At 39.8% G+C, this 24,894-nt stretch carries 12 protein-coding genes; 9 read left to right on the top strand and 3 right to left on the bottom strand.

What is annotated here, in order from left to right; translation table 11 throughout:
- Nucleotides 1-13: 13 nt before the first annotated feature.
- The 9 genes from ACTJKG_RS13315 (at nucleotide 14) to ACTJKG_RS13275 (ending at nucleotide 15,923) form a co-directional block, all read left to right on the top strand.
- Nucleotides 14-421: a GNAT family N-acetyltransferase gene (locus ACTJKG_RS13315; RefSeq protein WP_172333573.1), complete on the top strand. Its 408-nt coding sequence runs from the start codon at nucleotides 14-16 to the stop codon at nucleotides 419-421.
- 264 nt (nucleotides 422-685) lie between these two features.
- On the top strand, nucleotides 686-3,103 hold the full coding sequence (locus tag ACTJKG_RS13310; protein WP_440739483.1) for an ABC transporter permease: 2,418 nt from the start codon (nucleotides 686-688) through the stop codon (nucleotides 3,101-3,103).
- A 16-nt stretch (nucleotides 3,104-3,119) separates the two neighbouring features.
- Entirely contained in the window at nucleotides 3,120-5,474 is a 2,355-nt protein-coding gene (locus tag ACTJKG_RS13305) for an ABC transporter permease (protein WP_440739482.1), read from the top strand.
- 45 nt (nucleotides 5,475-5,519) lie between these two features.
- Nucleotides 5,520-7,913 (top strand): ABC transporter permease, encoded by a 2,394-nt coding sequence (locus tag ACTJKG_RS13300; protein ID WP_440739481.1) that lies wholly within the window; start codon nucleotides 5,520-5,522, stop codon nucleotides 7,911-7,913.
- Nucleotides 7,914-7,972: 59 nt separating this feature from the next.
- A complete protein-coding gene (locus ACTJKG_RS13295; protein ID WP_172333569.1) occupies nucleotides 7,973-10,351 on the top strand; it encodes an ABC transporter permease in 2,379 nt (792 codons plus the stop codon).
- 42 nt (nucleotides 10,352-10,393) lie between these two features.
- Nucleotides 10,394-12,766, top strand: a complete 2,373-nt coding sequence (locus ACTJKG_RS13290) for an ABC transporter permease (protein WP_440739480.1) — start codon at nucleotides 10,394-10,396, stop codon at nucleotides 12,764-12,766.
- Between the two features lie 247 nt (nucleotides 12,767-13,013).
- Entirely contained in the window at nucleotides 13,014-13,691 is a 678-nt protein-coding gene (locus ACTJKG_RS13285) for an ABC transporter ATP-binding protein (RefSeq protein WP_172333567.1), read from the top strand.
- A gap of 43 nt (nucleotides 13,692-13,734) precedes the next feature.
- On the top strand, nucleotides 13,735-15,135 hold the full coding sequence (locus tag ACTJKG_RS13280) for a TolC family protein (protein WP_440739479.1): 1,401 nt from the start codon (nucleotides 13,735-13,737) through the stop codon (nucleotides 15,133-15,135).
- Between the two features lie 185 nt (nucleotides 15,136-15,320).
- Nucleotides 15,321-15,923: a porin family protein gene (locus ACTJKG_RS13275; RefSeq protein WP_172333565.1), complete on the top strand. Its 603-nt coding sequence runs from the start codon at nucleotides 15,321-15,323 to the stop codon at nucleotides 15,921-15,923.
- 292 nt (nucleotides 15,924-16,215) lie between these two features.
- On the opposite strand, the gene ACTJKG_RS13270 is transcribed toward ACTJKG_RS13275, so the two are convergent.
- From ACTJKG_RS13270 to topA, 3 genes are all read right to left on the bottom strand, one after another.
- Entirely contained in the window at nucleotides 16,216-21,816 is a 5,601-nt protein-coding gene (locus tag ACTJKG_RS13270) for an alpha-2-macroglobulin family protein (protein ID WP_440739478.1), read from the bottom strand.
- Between the two features lie 81 nt (nucleotides 21,817-21,897).
- Nucleotides 21,898-22,302 (bottom strand): hypothetical protein, encoded by a 405-nt coding sequence (locus tag ACTJKG_RS13265; RefSeq protein WP_172333563.1) that lies wholly within the window; start codon nucleotides 22,300-22,302, stop codon nucleotides 21,898-21,900.
- Nucleotides 22,303-22,398: 96 nt separating this feature from the next.
- Nucleotides 22,399-24,786 carry a type I DNA topoisomerase gene (gene topA, locus ACTJKG_RS13260; protein WP_440739477.1) on the bottom strand — a complete coding sequence of 796 codons (2,388 nt, stop codon included), beginning with the start codon at nucleotides 24,784-24,786 and terminating at the stop codon, nucleotides 22,399-22,401.
- Nucleotides 24,787-24,894 lie beyond the last annotated feature (108 nt).

Genomic DNA, 24,894 nt, shown 5'->3' with positions numbered 1-24,894 from the left:
AAATTACATCCTTATGAAACAAAAAATTCTTGATTTAGTGAGTCAATTAATCAATGATGGCAGCGGCATATTTGAACTTGATGACTTAAATACTTACGTTAATAAACTTATTGAAAAGGCCTGCATTATTATTGTGGTTGAGCAAGATGTTCTACAAGGTTTTTTAGCGTATTATGCTAATGATCATGTAAACAAAATTGGGTTTATATCTATGCTCATAGTTTCTCCCTCGGTGTGGAGAATGGGATATGGTAGAAGATTAGTTGAGTTTTCTTTGAAAGACCTGGTCCTTAAAGGATTTAGGAAATGTTGCACTGAGGTAAAAGAAGATAATATAAAAGCACTAAACATGTGTAAAAGATTAGGTTTTTTTTCTGTCGGCACAAAGGGTAAATATTTAGTCTTGGAGAAAGTGCTTTAATGGTTGATTAACCTCTTTGAATTTGTAACATTAATTTAACAGGTACTATCTTAATGCTTGACCGGTTATCCTAAAAAAGTAAAACACCTACTTAAGTAATCCCTCCAGCCAAGTAATTAGCTCCTACTCACTGTATCATAATCGTACAGGTGTTGTTACACTTACGAACACTTTATTCTTAAATAATTGTATAATTTATTGATATACAGCTATTTTGTGTTTTGGTATGTGTTTTAATCTCTAATGCTGATTAAATTATAGAAAATGCTAAAAAACTATTTTAAGATAGCCTGGAGAAACATCATTCGTCATAAAGGGTATTCTGCCATAAATATAGCCGGGTTAACATTGGGTATTTCTGCCTGTTTGCTGATCTTCATTATCATTCGTTACGAGATGAGTTTTGACGCAAGCCAACCCAATTTTAAAAATATTTACCACATTGTGCTTAAGCAAATCCATGAAGATGGGTTTAGTTACACTCCAGGTTTGCCAGCTCCAGCCACGGATGCTTTACGGGTTGACCTTCCGCAAGCCAAAATAGCCGCTTTGAATTCCAGCTATGGCAGTCAGTTCACGGTTCGGGATCTGAGTGCAGGGAAAAACACAGGTGATAAAAAGTTCACGGAAAGCGTAGGGGTTGTATTTATCGAGCCTCAATTTTTTGATATTTTCAGTTTTAAATGGATTGCAGGATCGCCCTCTGTTTTAACCGAACCTAATGCAGTAGTTATCAGCAAAAGCACTGCGGTGAAATATTTTGGCGACTGGACTAACGTCATAGGTAAAACCCTGAAAATGGACAACCTGATTGATCTTAAAATAGCTGGTGTTACTGAAGACCAACCGGAGAATACAGATTTCCCATTTAAGATAATGGTATCATATATCACCTGGAAACAACACCCTAAAGAATACTATTACGAAAATGAGTGGGGTGCAATTAGCAGTAATCACCAGGTATTCATGTTGATTCCCAATACCTCTATTAATAATTTAGATAACCAACTCATATCTTTTACCAAAAAACATTATGAAACGGGCACCAAGCGTAAACTTATTTTCGCGCAACCATTAGCCCTGCTGCATTTTGATACCCGCTTTGGCAATACCATTGGTGATCATATCATGAGTATGGCTACCCTACACACGCTGTCATTTATTGCCATACTGATTATCGTTATGGCTTCTATTAACTTTATAAATCTGTCAACCGCTCAATCAGTAGGCAGATCAAAAGAAGTGGGTATCCGCAAGGTATTAGGTAGTACCCGTAAACAACTGATCATACAAATTATAGGTGAAACCACTTTAATTGTTATCGGCTCGGTCTTATTAGCGCTCATTGTAGCAAAAATAGCTATGCCTTATTTAAAACACATTGCCAGTGTGCCCGAAAGTATGGGGCTGTTTACTGTTGATAACATCGTATTTTCGGTAATAGTAATGTTTTCTGTGATCCTGCTATCAGGTATATACCCGGCCTTGGTCGTATCTGGCTTTAAACCAGTGTTAGCTTTAAAAAACAAGATCACTGCGGCCTCCATCGGTGGTATTCCTTTACGCAGAGCCCTTGTTGTTGCTCAGTTTGCTATATCGCAGTTGCTCATTATCGGTACTATTGTAGCGGTAAGCCAAATGGATTTTGTAAACAAAGCCGATCTTGGCTTTAATAAAAATGCGGTACTGGTAATACCCGGATACACAGACAGCCTGAGCCTGCATAAAATGGATTCTTTTAAACAACGTTTACTACAAAACGCACAGGTAGAGTCGGTAAGTTTTTCTTCGGATGCTCCATCGTCTGAAAATAATTCAGCCACCAATTTTTATTTTAATCATTCTATTAAAGATCCTGGCTTTAGTACCTTTTTAAAATTTGGCGATGCCGATTATTTCAAAACCTATGAACTGCATTTTGCAGCAGGCAGGGTATATGATGTAGGTGATACAGCCAGGCAGATTGTTGTTAATGAAACCTTTATCCATAAACTTGGCATTCAGAATGCTCAGGATGCCATAGGTAAAACTGTTCGCTTAGGTACAGGGCCTGTATTACCTATTAGCGGTGTAGTTAAAGATTTTAAAACTAATTCACTTCGTGAAACTGTAAAACCCATTGTTATATCTACCCAGAAAGCTTATGAATCGCAGGTGGCTATTAAGATCAAAACTAATGACTTGAGCAAAACGGTTGCACAGCTTCAAAAAATGTGGGAAACCACTTATCCTGAATATGCTTATAACGGATATTTTCTCGATCAAAATATAGCCGATTTTTATAAGCAGGAAAATCAGATGGCCCTTGTTTATAAAATATTTGCCGGCATAGCCATCTTTATATCATGCCTGGGTTTATATGGCCTGGTATCATTTATGGCTGTTCAGCGTACCAAGGAGGTTGGCATTCGTAAAGTATTGGGAGCATCGGTAAGCAGCATTATTTATCTGTTCTCTAAGGAATTCATGGTGCTGATAGCCATTTCATTTGTTATAGCAATGCCAACAGCCTGGTACCTGATGACGGGTTGGCTGCAAAATTTTGCCTATCGGATATCATTAAGCATTTGGGTATTCATCCTGGCTATTGCAGCTTCTGTTTTGATAGCCTGGCTAACGGTAGGATACAAGGCGTTAAAGGCCGCTCTGGTAAACCCCGTTAAAAGTTTAAGGAACGAATAAACATAAAACAATTGCCATGATAGGTAACTATTTTAAAACCACGCTTCGCAGCCTGCTTAAAAACCGGGCTTATAGTTTTTTAAATATCGCAGGTTTAGCTACGGGTATAGCTTGTGCTTCGCTTATATTTTTATGGGTTCAGGACGAATTAACGTTTAACCATAATTTCGAAAAGCGAAATAATCTGTATACCATTTATGAGAACCAGACTTATGATGGTAAAATGTCCACTTTTATTGCAACACCCGGCCCAATGGCTAAGGCATTGAAGATGGAAATCCCTGAAATAAAAGCCATTGCCCGTACAGCCGGATCAGACCAACTTTTATTTTCTCTGGGCGAAAAGGCTATAACCGAAGATGGTAGCTATGCCGATCCTGAAATATTTTCGATGTTAAAGCTATCGTTCGTAAACGGAGATATTTCAAATGCATTCAAGGAGCTGCATTCCGTTGTTATTAATGCTACGATGGCTAAAAAGTTTTTCGGGACTGCAGATGCTGTGGGTAAAACATTGAAGATAAATAATGAACAGGAGTACACAGTAACCGGTGTTTTTAATGATCTGCCTAAAAACTCAACATTCCAATTTCATTGGCTGGCTCCAATAGCTAATATCGATCATAAATTTCCCTGGATGCAAAGTTGGGGTGCTAACTGGGCAATTACCTATGTGGAATTGATACCATCTGCAAACCTTACAGGAGTTAATAAAAAATTACAACATTACTTAACCAGTAAAAATAGTGGTACCAAAACCGAATGCTTTCTCTTTGGCATGAACGATTGGAATTTGCACAATAATTTCACTAACGGAAAAATGGATGGCGGCCGCATCGAATATGTTCGTTTATTCTCCATCATCGGTTTCATTATTTTAATTATAGCCTGCATTAACTTTATGAACCTTTCAACCGCCCGGTCAGAGAAACGGGCGAAAGAGGTAGGTGTACGTAAAGTAATGGGGGCGGGTAAAGGAAAGTTGATAGCCCAATTCATTGGCGAAGCTATTATAATGTCGTTTATCTCGGTATTTATAGCTGTTGGGCTTATATATGTGGCATTACCTTCATTTAATAATTTGGTTCAAAAAGAGCTGGCTATTGATATTTTTGAACCAATTCATCTTATTTATTTATTGCTGATAGGCGCCGTTACAGGCCTGCTGGCGGGTAGTTATCCGGCATTTTATCTTTCCTCGTTCAATCCCGTTACTGTACTTAAAAATATAAAACTACCGGCAGGAGCTGGTTTCATCAGGCAAAGTTTGGTGATCATTCAGTTTTCTATCTCCATAATACTCATTATTGGCACCATTATTATTTACCAGCAGATACAGCACGTAAAAAACAGAGACTTGGGTTACAATAAAAGTAATTTGATCTACATAACTACCCAGGGTAAACTAACTGAGCATTTTGAAAGTGTTTATCAGCAACTTAAACAAAGTGGCGTAGTTGAGAATGCCTCATTAAGCGATTTTCCTGTAATACAGGTATGGAAGAATACTGATAATTATTCGTGGACGGGGAAAGCGCCGTCACAAAACCCGTTGATATCATTTGAGGATGTAAGTCCGCAATTTGTTCAGACTATGGGTATGAAACTGCTATCGGGCAGAGATTTTTACACCAATTCGTCTTTGGATAGCAATAGCGTAATTATTAATGAGGCCATGGCGAAGCAAATGGGCAAAGAGGGTCGTGTAGGCGGGATTCTGAGAGATGTAGGCAAAAAAGAGTTTGAAATAGCGGGTATAGTAAAAGACTTTCTCTATAATGACATGTACGCTGTGAGCACACCACTTGTATTATATAATAAGATAACCGGAACTAATGTATTAAGCATACGCATTAAAAGCAATGTAAATTTATCAGAAGCGCTGGCGAAAGTAGGAGCGGTCATGAAGATTAATAACCCGGCTTATCCTTTTGAGTACAAATTTATGGATGACGATTTTGACCAGCTGTTTAAAACAGAGACATTAACCGGAAAGCTTGCAGGCGTATTTGCATCGCTTGCTATTTTCATATCGTGCTTAGGATTATTTGGTTTAGCAGCATATACAGCAGAGCGGAGGATCAAAGAAATTGGGATCAGAAAGGTGTTGGGCGCTTCCGTTGCCGGATTAACAGGTTTGTTGTCAAAAGATTTTTTAAAACTGGTGGGTATTTCCTGCCTGATCGCTTTCCCGGTAGCCTGGTGGGCATTGACCAATTGGCTGCAAGGTTATCAGTACAGGATAACTATAAACTGGATGGTTTTTGCGATAGCCGGGGTAGTGGCCATGTTAATAGCGTTGGCAACCGTTAGTTTTCAGGCTATTAAAGCAGCATTATCCAATCCGGTGGATAGTTTGAGAAATGAATAAGCTGATTTCGTATTTAAGGTTTAAAACTTAGAGATTTTAAAAATTATGATCAAGAACTATCTGAAAATTGCCTGGCGAAATATCGTCAACAATAAAATTTACAGCGCCATTAACATATTAGGATTGGCAGCCGGTATGGCGGTTGCGCTGATTATTGGATTATGGGTAGTGAATGAATACTCCTATGATAAATTCTTGCCCAATTATAAGCAATTATACCAGGTTCAGTTAAATTTCACCACCCAACACGATGGGGAGCATACACAAACAGCATTGGCTATACCTTTGGCCGATGTGTTACGAAAAGACATACCTGGTATAAAGTATGTTGCCGAAACAGATTGGGTGGGCTGGCAATGGCATTCCTTATTGGTTGGCGATAAAAAACTATATCTGAATGGTGGCGCCGCGGCTCCGGACTTTTTAAAGATATTTCAATACCCCTTTGTAAAAGGTAATGCGAATAATGCTTTGACTGACCCTTACTCCATTATTTTAAATGAATCGACAGCTAAGGCCTTATTTGGTGATACCGATCCTATCAATAAATTTATTCGTATTGATAATCAACAAAATTTAAAAGTAACTGGTGTAATAAAAGATATCCCTAAAAACGCTACCAAACAGTTCACTTTTTTAACTCCGTTTAGTTTTAAGGAGCAAACAGAAGGTTGGATGAAAACGGCCCGCACTACCTGGACAAACAACTCATTCAATGCTTTTGTAGAGTTACAGACAGGGGTAACCCTTGAACAAATTGCACCTAAGATCAAGAACCTGGTGTATGAACATAGTCCTCAAATGCGACCAGGAAAACCTGAGGTGATCCTGCATCCTTTAAAAGATTGGCACCTGTACTCTGATTTTAAAAACGGTAAAGCTGTTGGTGGTTTTATTGATTATGTTAGGATGTTTAGCATTATTGGGATCCTCGTTTTACTTATTGCTTGTATCAATTTCATGAATCTTTCAACCGCCCGTTCCGAGCGAAGGGCAAGAGAAGTTGGTGTACGTAAAGCAATAGGCTCGCAACGCAAAGACCTGATCATACAGTTTTTAGCCGAATCTATCCTCATTACTTTTATTGCCTTTTTATTTTCAATACTGTTTGTACAATTGGCTTTGCCATATTTTAATTCCTTAGTTAATAGTGCTATTAGTATACCATATGCAAATCCAATATTTTGGATTGCTATGTTGATGTATGTGCTGTTGACCGGTTTATTAGCTGGCAGCAGACCAGCATTTTATCTGTCGTCATTTAACCCTGTGAAGGTTTTAAAAGGTTCGATCAAGGAAGGCAAGTCGGCATCCCTGCCTCGTAAAATATTAGTGGTAACCCAGTTTAGTTGTTCTATCGCATTAATCATCAGTACGATTATCGTATACCAGCAGATACAACACGCTAAGGACAGGCCAACCGGTTATAATTCGGCCAGATTAATGATGACCGACATGAGCGGAGATCTGAATACAAAATATGATGCTTTAAAAAATGATCTGCTGGCTAGTGGATATGTAGAAAGCGTGGCAGCAGCTTCAAGCCCGGTTACCAGTATATACAGTCATATGTCACTTGATAAATGGCCCGGCAAAAGCGCCAATGAAGAGTCCGTGAACATCGCAGCTATTTTTGTATCAAATGATTATTTTAAAACCCTGGGGATGACTCTGAAAGAAGGAAGGGATTTTACCCATAGCTGGACGGCAGACTCAACCAGTGTTATACTTAATGAAGCCGCAGTAAAAAGAATAGGTTTAAAAAATCCAATAAACCAATTAATCACCTGGAATGGGAACTCTTCTGTTCCGGTACGTGTAATTGGAGTAGTAAAAGATGCCTTAATGGAATCGCCTTTTACACCGGTTCAACCAGCTATTTTCAGCCATGGGCATGTAGCCAATAATGTCATGTATCGCTTGTCGCCTAACGCCAATACACAGGATGCTATCAAAAAACTTACAAAAATATTTGATTCCTATAATCCCGCTTATCCGTATATATACCAGTTTGTTGACGAGGAATACAACCATAAATTTAATCTGGAAGTACTGGTTGGGAAATTAGCTGGAATATTTGCCGGTCTGGCTATTTTGATTTCCTGCCTGGGACTCTTTGGCCTGGCCGCGTACGTTGCAGAACAACGGACAAAGGAAATAGGTATCCGTAAAGTATTAGGCGCGTCGGTAAGCCAGGTATGGCTGTTGTTATCAAAGGATTTTATCTTACTGGTAGGTATAAGCTGTGTTATCGCATCGCCTGTGGCCTTCTACTTTTTACAAAACTGGCTACAAAAGTATGATTATCGTATAACTATAGGCCCCGGTGTATTCTTGTTATCGGCATCAGCTGCCATAATTATCACCTTAGTAACTATTAGTTTTCAAGCGATAAAAGCGGCACTAACAAACCCGGTGAAAAGCTTACGAAGCGAGTAACCGGGAGTAATAATTTATTGAAGTAAGATTTAAAAATCAGCATATAGAATTTAACCTTTATGATCAAAAATTATATTAAAATTGCCTGGCGTAATTTAAAACGTAACAAGGCATACGCGTTTATCAGTGTAATAGGCCTGGCTTTAGGTATCACCTGCGGTATTTTAATTTTTACACTGATTAGTTATCATCTCAGCTTTGATAATTTCCACAAAAATCCAGACAGGATTTATCGATTGTATACAGAATGGCATGATGATGGTATTGGTCGGTCGCAGGGAGTGCCTCAGCCCTTAGGGAAAACGTTTCGTAACGATTTTGCGTTGGCCGAGCAAACAGCTCGTGTGATCAGCTTTCATGATAATCTGATCAGTTTTACCGAAGGCAACCAGGTTAAAAAATTTAATGAGGAAGATGGGGTTGCATTTACTGAGCCCGGATTTTTTAATATCTTAAATTTCCCCCTTTTAAAAGGTGATAAAAAAACAATCCTGGTAAAACCCGGCGAAGCGATATTGACCGAAAAAACAGCACGTAAGTATTTTGGCGATACTGATCCTATTGGAAAAGTTTTCCGCCTGGATAATAAGGTTAACTTTACCATTACTGGTGTACTAAAAGATCTGCCAGCCAATACCGACCGTAAACAACAAGTATATGTTTCGTACGGCAACATGGATGAATATACCGATAAACGGCGAGAAGAAAATTGGGGAGGTGTTTTTAGCGGAAGCGAAGTATTTACCTTATTAAAACCATCTACCACTATGGCAAGTGCCAATAATGCGATGGCCGATATTGTAAGCAAGCATTATAAAGGGCGCGATTTAAAGGTATGGAAGTTTAAACTGCAACCTCTTTCGGACATTCACTTCAATGCCGATCTGGACGGTTATGCCGACAAGAAGTATCTGTGGGCCTTATTTTTTATAGGCTTATTTCTGATCATTACTGCATGTGTAAACTTTGTTAACCTGGCCACAGCGCAGGCATTGAACCGAGCCAAAGAAATAGGCGTGCGGAAAGTATTGGGCAGTCTTCCACGTCAATTATTTTGGCAATTTATTGCCGAAACTGCTCTGATCACTTTTGTAGCTGTTATAGTAGCCATAGGTTTATCATTCCTTGCCTTACCGGTAATAAATAATTTGTTTCACTCACAGATGGCCTTTAAACTTTCGCAGTATACGACTTTTGTTGTTCTGATAAGCGTACTGGTTGTGTTTTTATCCGGATCATACCCAGGTTTGGTATTAGCACGTTTTCAGCCTATACTGGCGCTTAAAAGCAAACTTTCACAAAAACATGTGGGTGGATTTTCATTACGCCGCATATTGGTGGTTACTCAGTTTTCTATTTCTCAGATACTGATCATAGGCGCAATAATTATTGTTTCGCAATTGCATTATTCTCAAAACACTGATCTGGGTTTTAATAAAGATGCTGTTGTATTGTTGCCTGTACCAAAAAATGATAAGGTTAAATTGAGCACCATGCGCAATCGTATTAATGAAGTGCAAGGTGTCGAAAAAACATCCTATTGCTATAAGGCTCCTGCGGCGCAATCCAATAACAGTACCGATGTTCGTTTTAATCAAAGGGCCGAAGATGAGCATTGGGGCATCAATACAAAACCGGGCGATGAAAATTTCCTTGCTACCTTTGGGGTAAAGTTAGTTGCCGGGCGTAACTTTTTCCCTTCCGATACTACGCGCGAGTTTTTAGTCAATGAAACCTTTGTAAAAAAGCTCAATCTTAAACCACAGGATGTAATAGGTAAAACACTTTCTGTAGATGGAAGATCAGTTACTGCACCTATAGTCGGGGTTGTAAAAGATTTTTACAATTATTCATTCCATACTGAAATATCACCCATTTGTATCATGCCCGACTATCGGTCATACTCTACATTGGCCGTTAAAATTAATATGCGTAATGCTAAAACAACATTACCCGCTCTTGAAAAAATATGGAACGACACTTTTCCTGAGGAGCTCTATTCATATCAATTTCTTGATGACAGCGTTGGGAAATTTTATGAAATGGATAATATACAGTTAAAGTTAGTAGAGGCATTTGCTGGTATAGCTATCCTAATTGGCTGCCTGGGATTATATGGCCTGGTATCCTTTATGGCTGTTCGAAAAACCAAAGAAATAGGGGTGCGTAAGGTATTGGGGGCAGATACCCAGCACATTTTATGGTTGTTTGGCAAAGAATTTACTTATTTGTTACTTATAGCTTTTGTAATTGCCGCACCTCTTGCCTGGTGGGTTATGCACAATTACCTGCAGGACTTTAAATACCGCATAACTATTGGTCCTGGTATTTTTCTGGCATCAATACTATCAACATTTATCATTGCTGCTATAACTGTAGGGTACCGATCGGTTATTGCCGCGACCGCTAACCCTGTTAAGAGTTTACGGAGTGAGTAAGGCGCAATTTGCTGCAATTAAAGTTTTCCAATTTAAAGCATCATGATCAAAAATTATTTTAAAATAGCCTGGAGAAATTTAGTAAACAATAAGGTTTACAGCGCCATTAATATTTTAGGGCTTGCAGGTGGAATGGCCGTTGCGTTACTTATTGCCCTTTGGGTAAATAATGAATATTCATACGATAAGTTTCTTCCGAATTATGGACAACTTTATCAGGTTTGGCGCAACTTTAACAGCAATGGTGAAACACTTACTTTCAGCAGTACATCTTTAAAACTTGCCGACGCGCTTAGAAACAATTTTCCAGAAATAGAATACGCGGCCGAAACTGACGGCAACGGCTCTCATGGTTTAATGGTAGGCGAAAAAAAGTTTTATCTTAATGGTTCGCAAGTAGGCAGCGATTTTTTAAAAATGTTTCAATACCCCATGTTACAGGGAAATATGAAAGACGCGCTGAAAGATCCATATTCTATAGTGTTAACAAAAGCTACTGCTATAGCCTTATTTGGTTCTGTTAACGTTATAAATAAAACGGTACGGATTGATAACAAGAATGATTTAAAGGTAACCGGTGTGCTTGACGATTTGCCAGGTAATTCGTCTCTTCAATTCAAATACCTGATACCTTTTGCTTATATGGAAGCTACTCAAGCTTATGTAAAACAGGCGCGTAGCGAAAGTTTTGGGGCTAATGCTTTTTTGATATATGTGAAACTAAAGTCAGGGGTTCCGTATAGTCAGTTAGCTCCGAAGATAAAAAATATGGAAAAGGGTGAAAATAACATCAATGCTAAAAACTCCGAAGTTATTTTACACCCTATGCGCGACTGGCACCTGTATAACAGCTGGAAAAATGGGGTGGCTAGCGGAGGATTTATTGAATATGTAAGGATTTTTAGTATAATTGGAGTTTTGGTTTTATTGATTGCCTGCATTAACTTTATCAATCTAACAACTGCACGATCTGAAAAACGAGCCAGAGAAGTTGGTATCCGGAAGGCCATAGGCTCTCAACGCAAGCAGCTGATTTTTCAATTTTTGACAGAATCAACCATAATTACATTTATAGCATTTTTGTTTTCATTACTATTTGTACAAATAGCATTGACACCTTTTAATGCGCTTACGGGTACAACAATTGGTATTCCTGTCCAAAGCGCTCCATTTTGGTTAATAACGATCAGTTGCGTGTTGTTTACCGCACTTATTGCAGGCAGTAAGCCCGCATTTTATCTGTCATCGTTTAATCCGGTTAAAGTTTTAAAAGGGACAATACAGCTAGGACGTTCAGCATCTTATTCAAGAAAAATACTAGTAGTAACGCAATTTAGCTGCTCAATAGCGCTGATCATAGGTACGATAGTAATTTACAGACAGATTCAATACGCCAAAAACCGGCCCTCCGGATACGATATTAATCGTTTACTGACTACTAGTTCTAATAGCGACCTGGGCAAAAATTATCAGGCATTAAAAGACGAATTACTACAAAGCGGTGCTGTGCAAAGTATCACTCAAGCTTCCAGTCCGGCTACTGATATTTACCTTCACAACAATATAGATCAGTGGCCAGGCAAGTTCGGCGGCGAGACCATTGAAATGGGAGTAGTTTATATTACAGGTGATTATTTTAAAACCCTGGGCATGCAAGTTAAACAAGGGAGGGAATACACAGGTATTGCTGCAGATACCTTAAACCTGGTGTTTAATGAGTCCGCTATTAAACGCTTAAGATTAAAAGAACCTCTAAGTCAACCAATACAGTATAATGGGAATAAAATGAAAATTATTGGGGTGATGAAAGATGCTCTAATGACTTCACCGTTTGCCAAAGCCGATCCGACAATGTTTGTTTATAGTACTTATCCGCAAGATAATTTGATATATCGTTTGGCTCCAAATGTAAATCCGCATAGCGCAATTGAAAAAATCAGTTCAATATTTGCTAAATATAATCCAGCCTATCCTTTCACCTATAAATTTGTTGATGATGATTATAATCAAAAATTTAGTCAGGAAGTATTAATAGGTAAGCTATCTGGTGTTTTCGCCGCATTGGCTATATGTATCTCCTGTCTTGGCTTATTTGGGCTTGCAGCTTATATAGCAGAACAACGAACAAAAGAAATAGGTGTACGTAAGGTATTAGGTGCTACGGTGAGCCAGCTATGGTTTTTGCTATCCAAAGATTTCGTAATGTTAGTTATCATTAGTTGTATAATAGCTTCGCCTATTGCGCATTACCTCCTGCAAAATTGGTTACAGAAATATGATTACCGGATAACTATAGGGCCAGGTGTGTTCCTTGTCTCAGCATTTGTGGCAATTATAATTACACTTTTAACCATTAGTTTTCAGGCCGTCAAAGCAGCGATAGCTAATCCGGTTAAAAGTTTAAGAAGCGAATAACCGAAAAGTCGAAAGTTTATTAAAAGAGGGCCTTTGGCCTTCTGAATTAAACTTTCGGCTTTTTCATTGTATCATAACCGTACGCTTCCTGTTACATAAGCGAACAGTATTTATAGCGCTTATATGATATAATGAATTGATTTATAGGTTATTAATATTTTGGTATGTTATTGATACTTGATTGGCAGAATTGAATTGATATTTTTAAACAAAAACTAATATACACCAGTCAAAATAAATACTAAAAATGCTATCACTCCAACATATCTCGAAATATTACCAGGTAAGCGGACTTAAAAATTTTGTTCTTAATGACCTTAGCCTTGAAATTGATGAGGGCGAGTTTGTATCCATCATGGGGCCATCGGGTTCTGGTAAATCATCGCTGCTTAATATCGTCGGTATGCTTGATGAACCATCCGAAGGCTATCATTACTTTGCCGGTCATGCAGTACATCAGTTGAAAGAAAAACAGCGCTCCGCTTTATATAAACAATATATTGGCTTTGTTTTTCAGGCTTACCACTTGATTGATGAGCTTACCGTTTATGAAAATATCGAAACACCGCTAATTTATCAGGATTTCAAAGGCGCTGAGCGCAAAGCCATGGTGGCCGACATATTGGATCGCTTCAACATTGTGGGCAAAAAAGATCTTTTTCCGGCACAATTATCTGGTGGACAGCAACAATTGGTGGGTATAGCCCGTGCACTGATAGCCAAACCCAAATTGCTGCTGGCAGATGAGCCTACCGGCAACCTGAATTCCAAACAAGGAGAGGAGATCATGGAGCTATTCCGTAAGCTAAATAAAGAAGATGGAGTTACTATTATCCAGGTAACGCATTCTGAAAAAAATGCTGAATACGGTTCGCGTATCATTAACCTTTTAGATGGTAAAATCGAATCATCAAAACAACTCTGATCATATCATAATGCGATACTTTAAATTTATATTTTTCGGTTTAATGGTGTTATCAGCCATCAATGTACACGCTCAAACAGATACATTAACTACCATAAGGCAATGCATAGATATTGCTATAAAAAACAACCTGGTAGTACAACAAAATGACCTTCAAATGCAGCGTCTGGGCGTGAATTATAAACAGGCTAAAGATAATTTGCTGCCAACATTAAACGGCCAGGTTGATCATAGTCTTAACAGCGGGCGTAGTATCAACGTATTTACAAACAGTTATGTAACTCAATCATATACATCGGGTAATTACAACTTAAACGCCGGCTTAACCCTGTTCAGCGGCTTGCAAAATCTGAATGCTATTAAACAAACCTCATTAGCTTACCAGGCTGGTAAAATGGATTTTCAACAGGCCAAGGACCAGGTTACTATTAACGTGATAACCGCTTATCTTTTGGTTTTGGATAATACCGAGTTATTAGCCCAGGCCTATAATCAGCTTGATGTATCCAAAAAGCAAGTTGAAAGATTGGAAATACTGGAAAAAGATGGTGCTAATAAACTACCTTCTGATTTGTATGATTTAAAAGGTACTTATGGTGATAATGAACTTAATTTGGTAACTACTAAAAATAACCTGGAAGCATCAAAATTAAACCTGATGCAGATATTAAACATTCCTTATAACAGAAACATTAAACTGGAACCTATAAGCGTACAGGATGTTGCTAAACAAACAAGTGAAAATGCCGATCAGATATTTAATACCGCTTTACAACAGCTGGCTTATATAAAGGCAGCCGAACTAAGACGGCAAAGTGCCGAAAGGGGAGTAAAAGTAGCCAAAGGGGCTTTATCACCCACTGTTTCCCTATTTGGAGGAATAACCACAAACTATTCAAGCGCCGCACAAAATTCTACAGTTATCGATTCCTCTATTGTGCAAACCAAGCAGTTTGTTAAGACTCCCACAGGAGGCGAAAGTCCAGTTTATGCAACGCAGTATAAAAACAGTTATCAAAACATAGGTTATTATGATCAGTTTAAAAATAACTATAGTACACAGTTTGGTGTTAGATTAACAGTGCCGATTTTAAATTATTTCCAAAACAGAAATAAGGTGAAGCTTGCTAAAATTGATCTGCAGGAATCAAAATATATTGAGGAAAACACTAAGAATGTATTGCGTCAGAATGTTGAACAAGCTTATGTGAACATGACGCTGGCTTATAACAGGTACAATGTATTAGTGGAGCAGGTTAAAGCATACAAAGAATCATTCAGAACAGCCGAGATCCGTTTCAATGCAGGAGTACTTACATCAGTTGATTTTGTGGTAGCCAAAAATAACTTTGATAAGGCCAACATCAATCTCATTAACGCCCGGTACGATTGCTATATCTATAACAAAGTGCTTGATTATTATATGGGACGCCTGTCCTGGTAAATTGAATTACAGTGATTCTGTAAAAAATTTATACTTTTATTCTCAGATTTTAAATCCTGATATCCGGCGTATAACGTTTTGTGTAAAATTATAAAACATTATACGCCGGATATTGCTAATTATAAAACTGTTATTTTAAAGCAGCTTTAATTTAGATCGCTTCACCTTAAAAACAACGCTCAAACATGAAAAAAACAATTATCTTAACTTTAAGTATCTGCTTATTCACTATCGGTATGGCCTCTGCCCAGATAATACCGAACTTTTCCTTTGGTGTAAAGGGCGGTTTAAATTACACTGCATTCCCGTCAAACGGCGTTTTTAATAATAGTAACCGTGCGGGTTACCTGGCGGGTGTCTGGGCAAGGGTAGGCGGTTTGGGCTTTAATTTTCAGCCAGAACTTTATGTTACCGGTAAAAACATCAAAGTAAAAGACGATCAGAACAATGAAAATACGGCTAAATTCACCAGTATCGATGTGCCTTTATTATTAGGTGGTAAAATCGGTGCATTTGGCTTGGGTGGCCGGTTTTATGGTGGCCCGGTAGTTTCGTTTGCTGTTAATAAGGATCAAAGTATTGATGATGCTGCCAACAAAGCAACCCATTTAGATTATAAAAGTGCCAACTATGGTTTTCAGATAGGTGCCGGTGTAGATATCAGCAGTTTTTCAGTTGATTTGCGCTACGAAGGTGGTTTAAATAAGATTGCCTATGGCAACGATAATTCTCATACACGGGTAAACGTTTTTAGCCTTGCATTGGCATATAAGTTATTTTCCTTATAAGGAAAACCACCCTTTATAAAAAAGAGGCTGTATCATCAATCATGATCAGCCTCTTTTTTATTTGATCTATCAGGATACTCAATCGAAAATTTGATGTAAAGCCTTGGGTTGGATTGACTCAATTAACCAAAAAGTGGGTTTACATGATTTACATATTTTATGGTTAAAACTGACTTATATTATTGATAATCAATTAGTTAATTAATTTTATCAAAAAAAGTGTAAACCCACTTTTTGCATAAACATTATCGGTTAAATTTCAATTTACGGGCAACTCAACAGTTAATCCAACTTATTTTACCACATCAACCCATTGTCCTTTGATCAAGCTATTGATGGAGTTGTTGTACATAGCCTCGCAATATACTGCGGGTAAATAGTAATGTCCCGCGTAAGCCGCATTCAGCATTACATAATAGGTTACTTCTTTACCCTCAACCAAACTAAAATAAGTGTTTACCCTGTCGTCCCGTACATCTCGATAGTCAGATGGAGATGATTTGAATACCTCATCGTTATTCAGCATCCGGCTGTTTAATATTTCCCAACCCGACGGGAATATCTGCGTAAGGGCCAGGTTATCATATCTGCCACGTCTGCCCGGATTTTTGATATTTACCTGGGCCACAAAGTCGGTGCCTTGTTTTAAGGTTGTAGGATCAATAGGCTTACCATTCATGGTAAAATAACCCACTCTCATTTCCATCACCTGCGGGTCAATAAAGGTTTTTACAGCAAGCCCGGATGATGGCTGGCCTTTTTGTATCAATCTTATATATAGCTTGTTGCTACCATTGTTCTTAACCATTACTTTCCCATCGTTGACGGCTAAAGCTGCCTGCCACATATAGGAAGCCGAACTGATATTGCCTTTTGATACCCCGCCGTCATAGCTAAAAGTAAGCTTACTGCCTGCTTTGTTTTGTCCACAATATTGCGCAATGGCAATAAGTGAGTAAGCTGTGGTTTGCGTACTATACCAATCATCCTGGGATAATCTCGAAGCAACAGTACGTAATAATCCGGCTGCTTTTTGCTGTTGACCCAATAGGGTAAGTGTTTCCAGGATCATCGCCTCATCACGCAGATCGGATCCATAAGTTCCATACATCGTATAATATGGTTTTATGGTAGTTGGCAAATTAGTGATCATCCGTAAACCCGCCTCGGGTTGCCCGGCAAGTTTATAAGCAGCTGCCAGGCGCCATCTGGCCTCGATACTTATATATTTAAACTCCCTGAGCCGGTTCATAGCACCTAATTCGGGAGCACCAGCTAAGGCTAGCAGATACAGACGATAGGCCTGGTTCAGATCATCGCCATAAAATTTATGCGGATCAGGAGCCCAGGTTTGCGCTTTTTGCTTTTGATATTTTTTCCACTGCTCAATAAAACCAATAGGCATGCTGTAACCTTTAGCCTGGGCTGCCAGCATAAAATGGCCCGCATAGTTGGTTCCCCATTCGTCAGCGTCGCCATAGCCTGGCCAGTAGCTCAATCCGCCGCCCTGTATCTGGAACCCATTGAGCCTGCTGATGGTGGCTTTGATATTACGTTCGGCCTCAGCCTTTTGAATAGGTGAGAGGTCAAGCAGTTGCCCCAAATACAATTGCGGAAACGCCGAAGATGTGGTTTGCTCTACACAACCATGCGGGTAAGCTATCAGGTAATCAAGCCGCTTACTCAGATTTAAAGAGGGAATAGATGCAATTTCGAGCGTATTTTTATTGGTACCGCTGATACCAATAGCCTGATATGCCGTATTCCAGATCTCACCCGGTTTAAGTTCCTTTTCCAATACACGGGTTACTGGTGGATTAGGGTTGCGTACATTCAGCTCCACATCATACGCAGCGGTTTCTGAACCACTTTTGGCTATGATCTTTACATTACCTACACCTACAAAATCCTTAACATCCAAATCAAACGTAACCAGCTGATCCCCTGTTTTAGCAAAGGTTATCGTTTTGGAATTATTACCAGCCAGATTACTGAACGCGTTTGATTGAACAGATACGGTAACCGTTTTAATGTTAGGCTCCATCGCGAATACAGTAACAGGTAACTGCACTTTTTCTGTAGGGCCAAGTACACGCGGTAATGTGGCCAATATCATCAATGGTTTTTTCACGGCTACAGCCTTGTCAGCAAAGCCATAGCTGCCATCGTGCCCGGCAATTACCATAGCCTTAACAGAACCTACGTATTGAGGCAGTTTAAAGGGTGTGGTTTGCTTTTCGCCTTTGCCAAGGTGAAATGGCCCAAGGAATTTTACAACAGGCTTAAAACGGTTTACAGATACGTTTTTGTTGGTGCCCAGGTTTCCATCACCACCGATGCTTAAAATTCGTTCCAAACCGCCGCCGAACGCGCCTATCACATAATCAAACAGATCCCAAGTTTTTACGCCCAGTGCCTCCCGGGCATAAAATGCTTCATGTGGGTTAGGCGTTTTATAATTGGTGATATCCAGTAAACCCTCATCAACAATGGCAATGGTATAGGTCATTTCCTTGCCAGATGCCTCGGATACGGTAATAGCCGACTGTGTTTCGGGGCGGATCTTATCGGGCATACTGATCACCGGTTTCAGGATGGTTTCCGGGTTATCAACCTGTAAGGGAATAGCGCCATACATACGGATTGGCAGATCGTTAACTGTTTGCGAGTGTCTTTGTAATAAAGTAACATTCACAAATACATTCGGGGCCATGGTTTCATCAACCGTAAATCGATACTGAGTTTGCCCTTTTTTAGTATCTATCCAAGTGGTTCTTAAAACCTTGCTGCCATTTTCAAAGCTGATCAATGCGCGACCAGCAGCTGCGGTTGGTATAGTTAACGTGGCCTGCTCGCCAACGTTATAGCTGGTTTTGTCGGATGTGAACGATAGCATAGCTGCTTCGGTAGGGTTGGTTTGCTGTAACCTTTCCGACCAGTTTGGCCAGTCCATATAAATGAATTTTCCGGTAGAGTGTCCGGTTTGCTCATCCTTCACCTTGACCAGGTAACGGCCCCAATCGGCTTTAGGTACACGTAACGTCCATTTACCATGTCCATTGGTAACCTGCACGGATGCAGCTTTGATGAGTTTATTATATTTATCCTGCGTAAAGTTGCTTGTCTCATTGCCGGTTTGATCCCACCACCAACGCCATTGTACTTTGTACAGTTCCAACTGCACAGTACGGGTACCGGCCAGCGCGTTACCGTGTACATCTACATCCGCAATATCAATCTGGTGATCCTTATCCGTAACCAACATCCCCGAAAGCTCGCTGCCCTGGGGTGTTTTTATGCCTACATAGCCTGAGTATACGTTATAGGGTAATGTTGTTTGCTGTATGCTGAAATTTCCTCCCGGCTCAAATACTTTAACCAGGAAATTGGCCCTTAACTGTCCCGGGGCCTGTTTTTCTACGTTGATATTGGCATCTACATTTGCCACACCATCGGCACTGAGTTTGCCATCAAATACAGTTTGAGTTTGTGTATTAAAGGCCAGTGTCGGATCGTCAAAAACATAATCTTCGTATTTTTTGAAGCTGGTGGTTTGCGGCGTTAAAAACGCGTCGACCTTGGCTTTGAGGTTTTGTGCAGCCCCTCCAAACAACCATTGCGCACTTAGCTTGCCATTGGCATTATTGCCTTTGGTTAGCTCCGCAGCTCCGCCAAATGAAAGACTTAGCTTCATTCGGTTAGGCATAATGGTCTCTACCTTGATCTTCTTTTCAAACAAAGCGCCGCCAACTTTTACCTTGGCTGTCCAGTTGCCGGTAGGCGAGGAGGTTTCTGTAGCGGTATGGAAACTGTAAAAACCATCCAAAGCAGTTGTTTTGGTAATACGTTTGTATAACTTGCCATTGGGATCATATAACTCAAACTGAACCGGATGATCTGGCGGCAATGTTTTTAGTTTATCTTCCAGTATAAAGGATGTATATATGGAGTCGCCAGGACGCCATACACCACGGTCGCCATAAATAAAACCTTTAAGGCCGCTTTGAATCTCTTCGCCACCTACATTAAAACGGGCGAGTGGGAGGGAACTACCATCATCCAGTTTCAGGTAACCACGTTGAGCGCCTTTTTTAGCCACCAGCAAATAAGGTTTACGTTTAAGATCAAACTTTACTATACCATCTCCACCCGATGTGGTTTTGTAAATCACTTGTTTTTGATAATCCAGTAATTCCATATCCACGCCACTCATAGGCTGGGCGCTTAAAATATCGGTTACCGCCACCAGCATGCTATTGTTAGTGCCGCGTTTAGCAATAAGGCCAATGTTTGATGCTATAATGTTGCGCGTTGCCCAACGCTCTTTGGTGAAGTAGGATGGGGTACAAGGATTGTCCCTGTCCTGCCAGTTATAACCTTCAGGATAAAAATTATCATACCGCGACCAAAAGTCGTCATCCTCGTCGTTTACCTTGCTATTATCGTTGTAATATTCGCTTTCGTTATATACATCTTCGTCGCTGCTATTACTTTTTACGCCTGCTGATGGGACACTACAGTTATACAAAGAGTATTCTTTCCTGAAACCGATCACGACACGGTAGATCGCACCTGGTTCTGTGCGGATCATCTGGTCGAGATCCAGCACAAAGCGATTCTTCTTATTCAGATTAAGTGCTTTATCATTATCAAGCCTGATGGTTTTTTGAACTATAGGTTTACCTACCTGGCGTAGTTCCTGCCCTCCATCAAAGCCATTGCTCTGAAAATACTGGGGTACGTTGCTTTCATATATTTTAATGATGCTAACATCAACAGCATTCAGATTCACGGCCTCAAAAGGCATCATTAATTTTCCGGAATCGGGGAGGATAACACCTTTGCCAGGTATGGTTATATCCGGTAGCCTGTTCTCAAAAAACACACTGGCAGTATAGGTTTTCGTGATTTTTTTGTGTGATATATTTTCAATACCCTCATTTACAAAAATGCTGTAATTACCCTGAAGACTCTCGGGCGAATAAACTTTCACGGTACTACCGTCAATGGTATAAGCTGGGTCGGTAATGTTATTGATACCTATCAAACCATTCAACTCCTGTCCAACCAATATATTATCGGAAAATTGCACCAATACATATTGATCATTATCCTGTACGGCGCGTATATCCAATACTCTGAAATCGCCTATCGCCGGCACATCAAAATGTTGGTTACCTTTTTTATCAACATTAAGGCTACCGCCATCCCAATTGATAGTGACTGCAGTTACCTTATTCGCCTGTCTTTTTAATCCTGTTATTTTAAAATGATGAGCTTTGGTTCCCGTATTATGTTCCCAGCTTATTTTAACAGGAAATTCATAATTAACCGTTACCAATTTTTCAACAAGGGCCGGATCTTCTGTATCAGCAGTCTGAATGGTACCATCCAGTTTCATTTCATCGATAGAGGTATTTGTGGCGGTTGTTAAACCAGCAAAACTTACGTTAAAGTCGGGTTTCACTACCTGAAAACCGAACTTGAAATGGTCAAACTGATGTGGTACCTCGATCAATTTACCCAGATCAAAATCTACCGTGTATGTTTTTTCGGGATCAAGTTTATCAGTAGGCTTAAATTCAATAGTACGTGCGTCGACCCAATGGGCTTTACCTTTTACAGAGGGCGAGAGATCAAAAAGACCATCGCTTAGTTGTTCATTTTGTTGATGGGTAACCTGTACTTGCCCGGCCAAACGAATGCGAATGGTGCTTTCTTTTGAGATAACCCCGGTAGTATATGATTCAATATATTTACTAAATGCAGGATCTACAGTCGTTTTTTTACGACCGATAGCAATTATGTAAACAACTAATAAGATGAGTGCAAGTGATGCACCTAAGGTAATGATGCTTTTACGCCTGCGGAATCTGGTATATCCGTTCTCCATGGAATAGGTTTATTTATGGTCATGTAAATTATGAAATTTATGAGAATAAATAATTTAAACGGAAACTTATTTTATGCAGGATTATCGTATCATAACACCTGGTTTATTCAAAACCGGCAGCTTGATGAAATTCATTTCGACTATACTTTCGGGCAAAAAAATGAATTTTTTATCGTAGATGTTTTTACCAATATAATAACTGAGCCAATACTCATTATTAAGGCCAAAGGTTTGTTCGTCAATGGGTTCAATAAGCTTAAATGCCTGCCCGGGAACTTCCGGGAACATGTGTCTTAGTGTTGACGTTTTTACCTGTACACCGTCCTTTTCACCATAACCTTTGGATGTAACCAGCACATTTTCAATAGGCTCATTCTTGAGGTTGATGAGATATACATACCATACTTTGCTTTCTATATTCTCACTTTCCAAGGCAACCGCAACTGCAATATCCTGTACGTTATTTTCGGGGAGGTCTTTTATCATGTTTAGTTTATTGGGTGAATGGTTGATTAGGTGAGTAGTTAAATAAAATGATAAAAAAACTATTCACTTAATCAACGTAATAAACCATTCACTAAATTATTTCTTTTTTGCTGCCGCTTTTTTCTTTGCCGGTGCTTTAGCCGCCGGTTTTGCTGCCGACGCTTTACCAAAACGCCCTTTTTTTGCATCTTTCGGTGTAGCATCAGCCAGGGCCTTGCAATCTTCGTAGGTAAGCGTCAATGGATCTTTATCCTTGGGGATCTTCACATTGAGCTTTCCAAATTCAATATAAGGGCCCCAACGGCCATTAAGCACCTTAACCTCGGGATCTTCGTCAAAAGATTTGATCAGTTTCTCGGCATCTTTTTTACGTTTGGCATTGATCAGTTCTATGGCCTGTCCTTCGGTAACGTCCAGTGGATCAATTTCCTTGGGTAAAGAAACAAACGCACTGTTATGGCTGATATAAGGCCCGAAACGACCGATAGCCACTTTCATCACCTTGCCTTCATACTCACCAACAACTTTTGGTAATTTAAACAACTCCAGTGCTTCATCAAGGCTGATAGTTTCTATACTCTGGCCATTTCTTAAACTCGCGTAAAGTGGCTTTTCTTCGTTTTCTTCCGTAGCACTGTCACCTACCTGTACAAAGGGGCCGTAACGACCGATGCGTACGGATATTTTTTTGCCACTTTCCGGATGCACGCCTAATTCACGCTCACCGGTAGCTTTATCTGCGGTTTCAATGGTGCTTTGAACTTCTTTATGAAAAGGGTTATAAAAATCATGGAGCATGTCTGTCCATTCCTTTAAACCCTGTGCTATTTCATCAAATTGTTTTTCAACGCTTGCCGTAAAGTTAAAATCAACAATACCTTTAAAATACTGAACCAGAAAATCATTCACTACAGCACCAATATCGGTAGGGAAAAGTTTGCCTCGTTCTGCGCCTGTATTTTCTGTTTTATTCTCTTTTAGGATCGCATCGCCCTTTAATGTCAATACCCTGAAGTTGCGTGTTTTTCCTTCACGCTCTTCCTTAACCACATAACCACGGTTCTGGATAGTTGAAATAGTAGGGGCGTACGTTGATGGACGACCGATACCTAACTCTTCCAGCTTTTTAACTAAACTGGCCTCTGTATAACGTGCTGGTGGACGAGAGAAACGTTCGGTTGCCGACATTTCCTGTAATGCCAAGCGCTGGCCTTTTGTTAATGGCGGAAGCATAGCGTTCTCACCATCCTGTTGTGTATCATCTTCCTCGTCTTCCGATTCCAGATACACTTTCAGGAAACCATCAAACTTCATTACTTCGCCATTGGCGGTCAGTTCTTCTTTGCGGCTGGAGATGCTGATCTTCGCGGTTGTTTTTTCAAACTGCGCCTCACTCATCTGCGAAGCAATAGCGCGTTTCCAGATCAGCTCATACAAGCGTTTTTCGGATGAATCGCCATCAATGGTATGATTATTAAAATAAGTTGGCCTTATTGCCTCGTGCGCTTCCTGGGCACTGGCATTTTTGGTTTTATATTTACGGTGCTGGTGATATTTTTCACCATAAGCCGAAACGATCTCTTGCTGAGCAGCATTCAAAGCGGTTTCTGACAAGTTAACCGAGTCGGTACGCATATAGGTAATATTACCTGATTCGTATAGCTTTTGAGCAACCTGCATGGTACGGGCTACCGAATAGCCCAATTTTCTGCTGGCTTCCTGTTGTAACGTAGAGGTTGTGAACGGCGCCGCGGGTGAGCGTTTTGCCGGTTTCGTTTCTAACGACCGAACATCAAAATCGGCCGCGATACAATCAGCCAGGAACTTTTCGGCATCTTCCTGCTGGCTAAAACGTTCGGGAAGTTCGGCTTTAAATGCTTCTTTACCTTTACCAAATATGGCTACTATTTTAAAAGCAGCTTCTGACTTAAACTTATTGATCTCTCTTTCGCGATCAACGATAAGCCTTACAGCTACAGATTGTACGCGACCAGCAGACAAAGAAGGTTTTACTTTTTTCCATAAAACGGGGGAGAGCTCAAAACCCACCAATCTGTCCAATACACGACGGGCTTGCTGGGCATTAACCAGGTTGTAATCAATTTTACGTGGTGTATCAATAGCTTTTAAAATAGCTGGCTTGGTTATCTCATGAAAAACAATGCGCTTGGTTGTGGCATCTTTTAAACCCAGTGTTTCAAATAAATGCCAGGATATGGCTTCACCCTCGCGGTCCTCGTCCGATGCGAGCCAAACCATTTCGGCTTCTTTAGCTAATTTCTTTAATTCGCTGACAACTTGCTTTTTATCGGCCGGTACTTCATATTTCTGGGTGAAGTTATTAGCAATATCTATTGCGTCTTCAGACTTTATCAGGTCACGGATATGACCATAGCTCGATTTAACCGTAAAGTCTTTCCCAAGATATCCTTCGATGGTTTTGGCTTTCGCCGGAGATTCAACTATGAGTAGGTTTTTGGCCATTTAAGCAGTTATTTTTTTGCAAATAAAACATAAAGAAAGTGAAACGCAAATTTGTTTTGGTAAAAGCTTATAAGCTTTTACGGCTAAACGTATAAATAGTTGGAATGC

The sequence above is a fragment of the Mucilaginibacter sp. 22184 genome (genome assembly GCF_052045695.1).
Lineage (GTDB): Bacteria > Bacteroidota > Bacteroidia > Sphingobacteriales > Sphingobacteriaceae > Mucilaginibacter.
The sequence above is the reverse complement of the archived record's forward strand: the minus strand, read 5'-3'. Positions and strand labels throughout refer to the sequence as shown.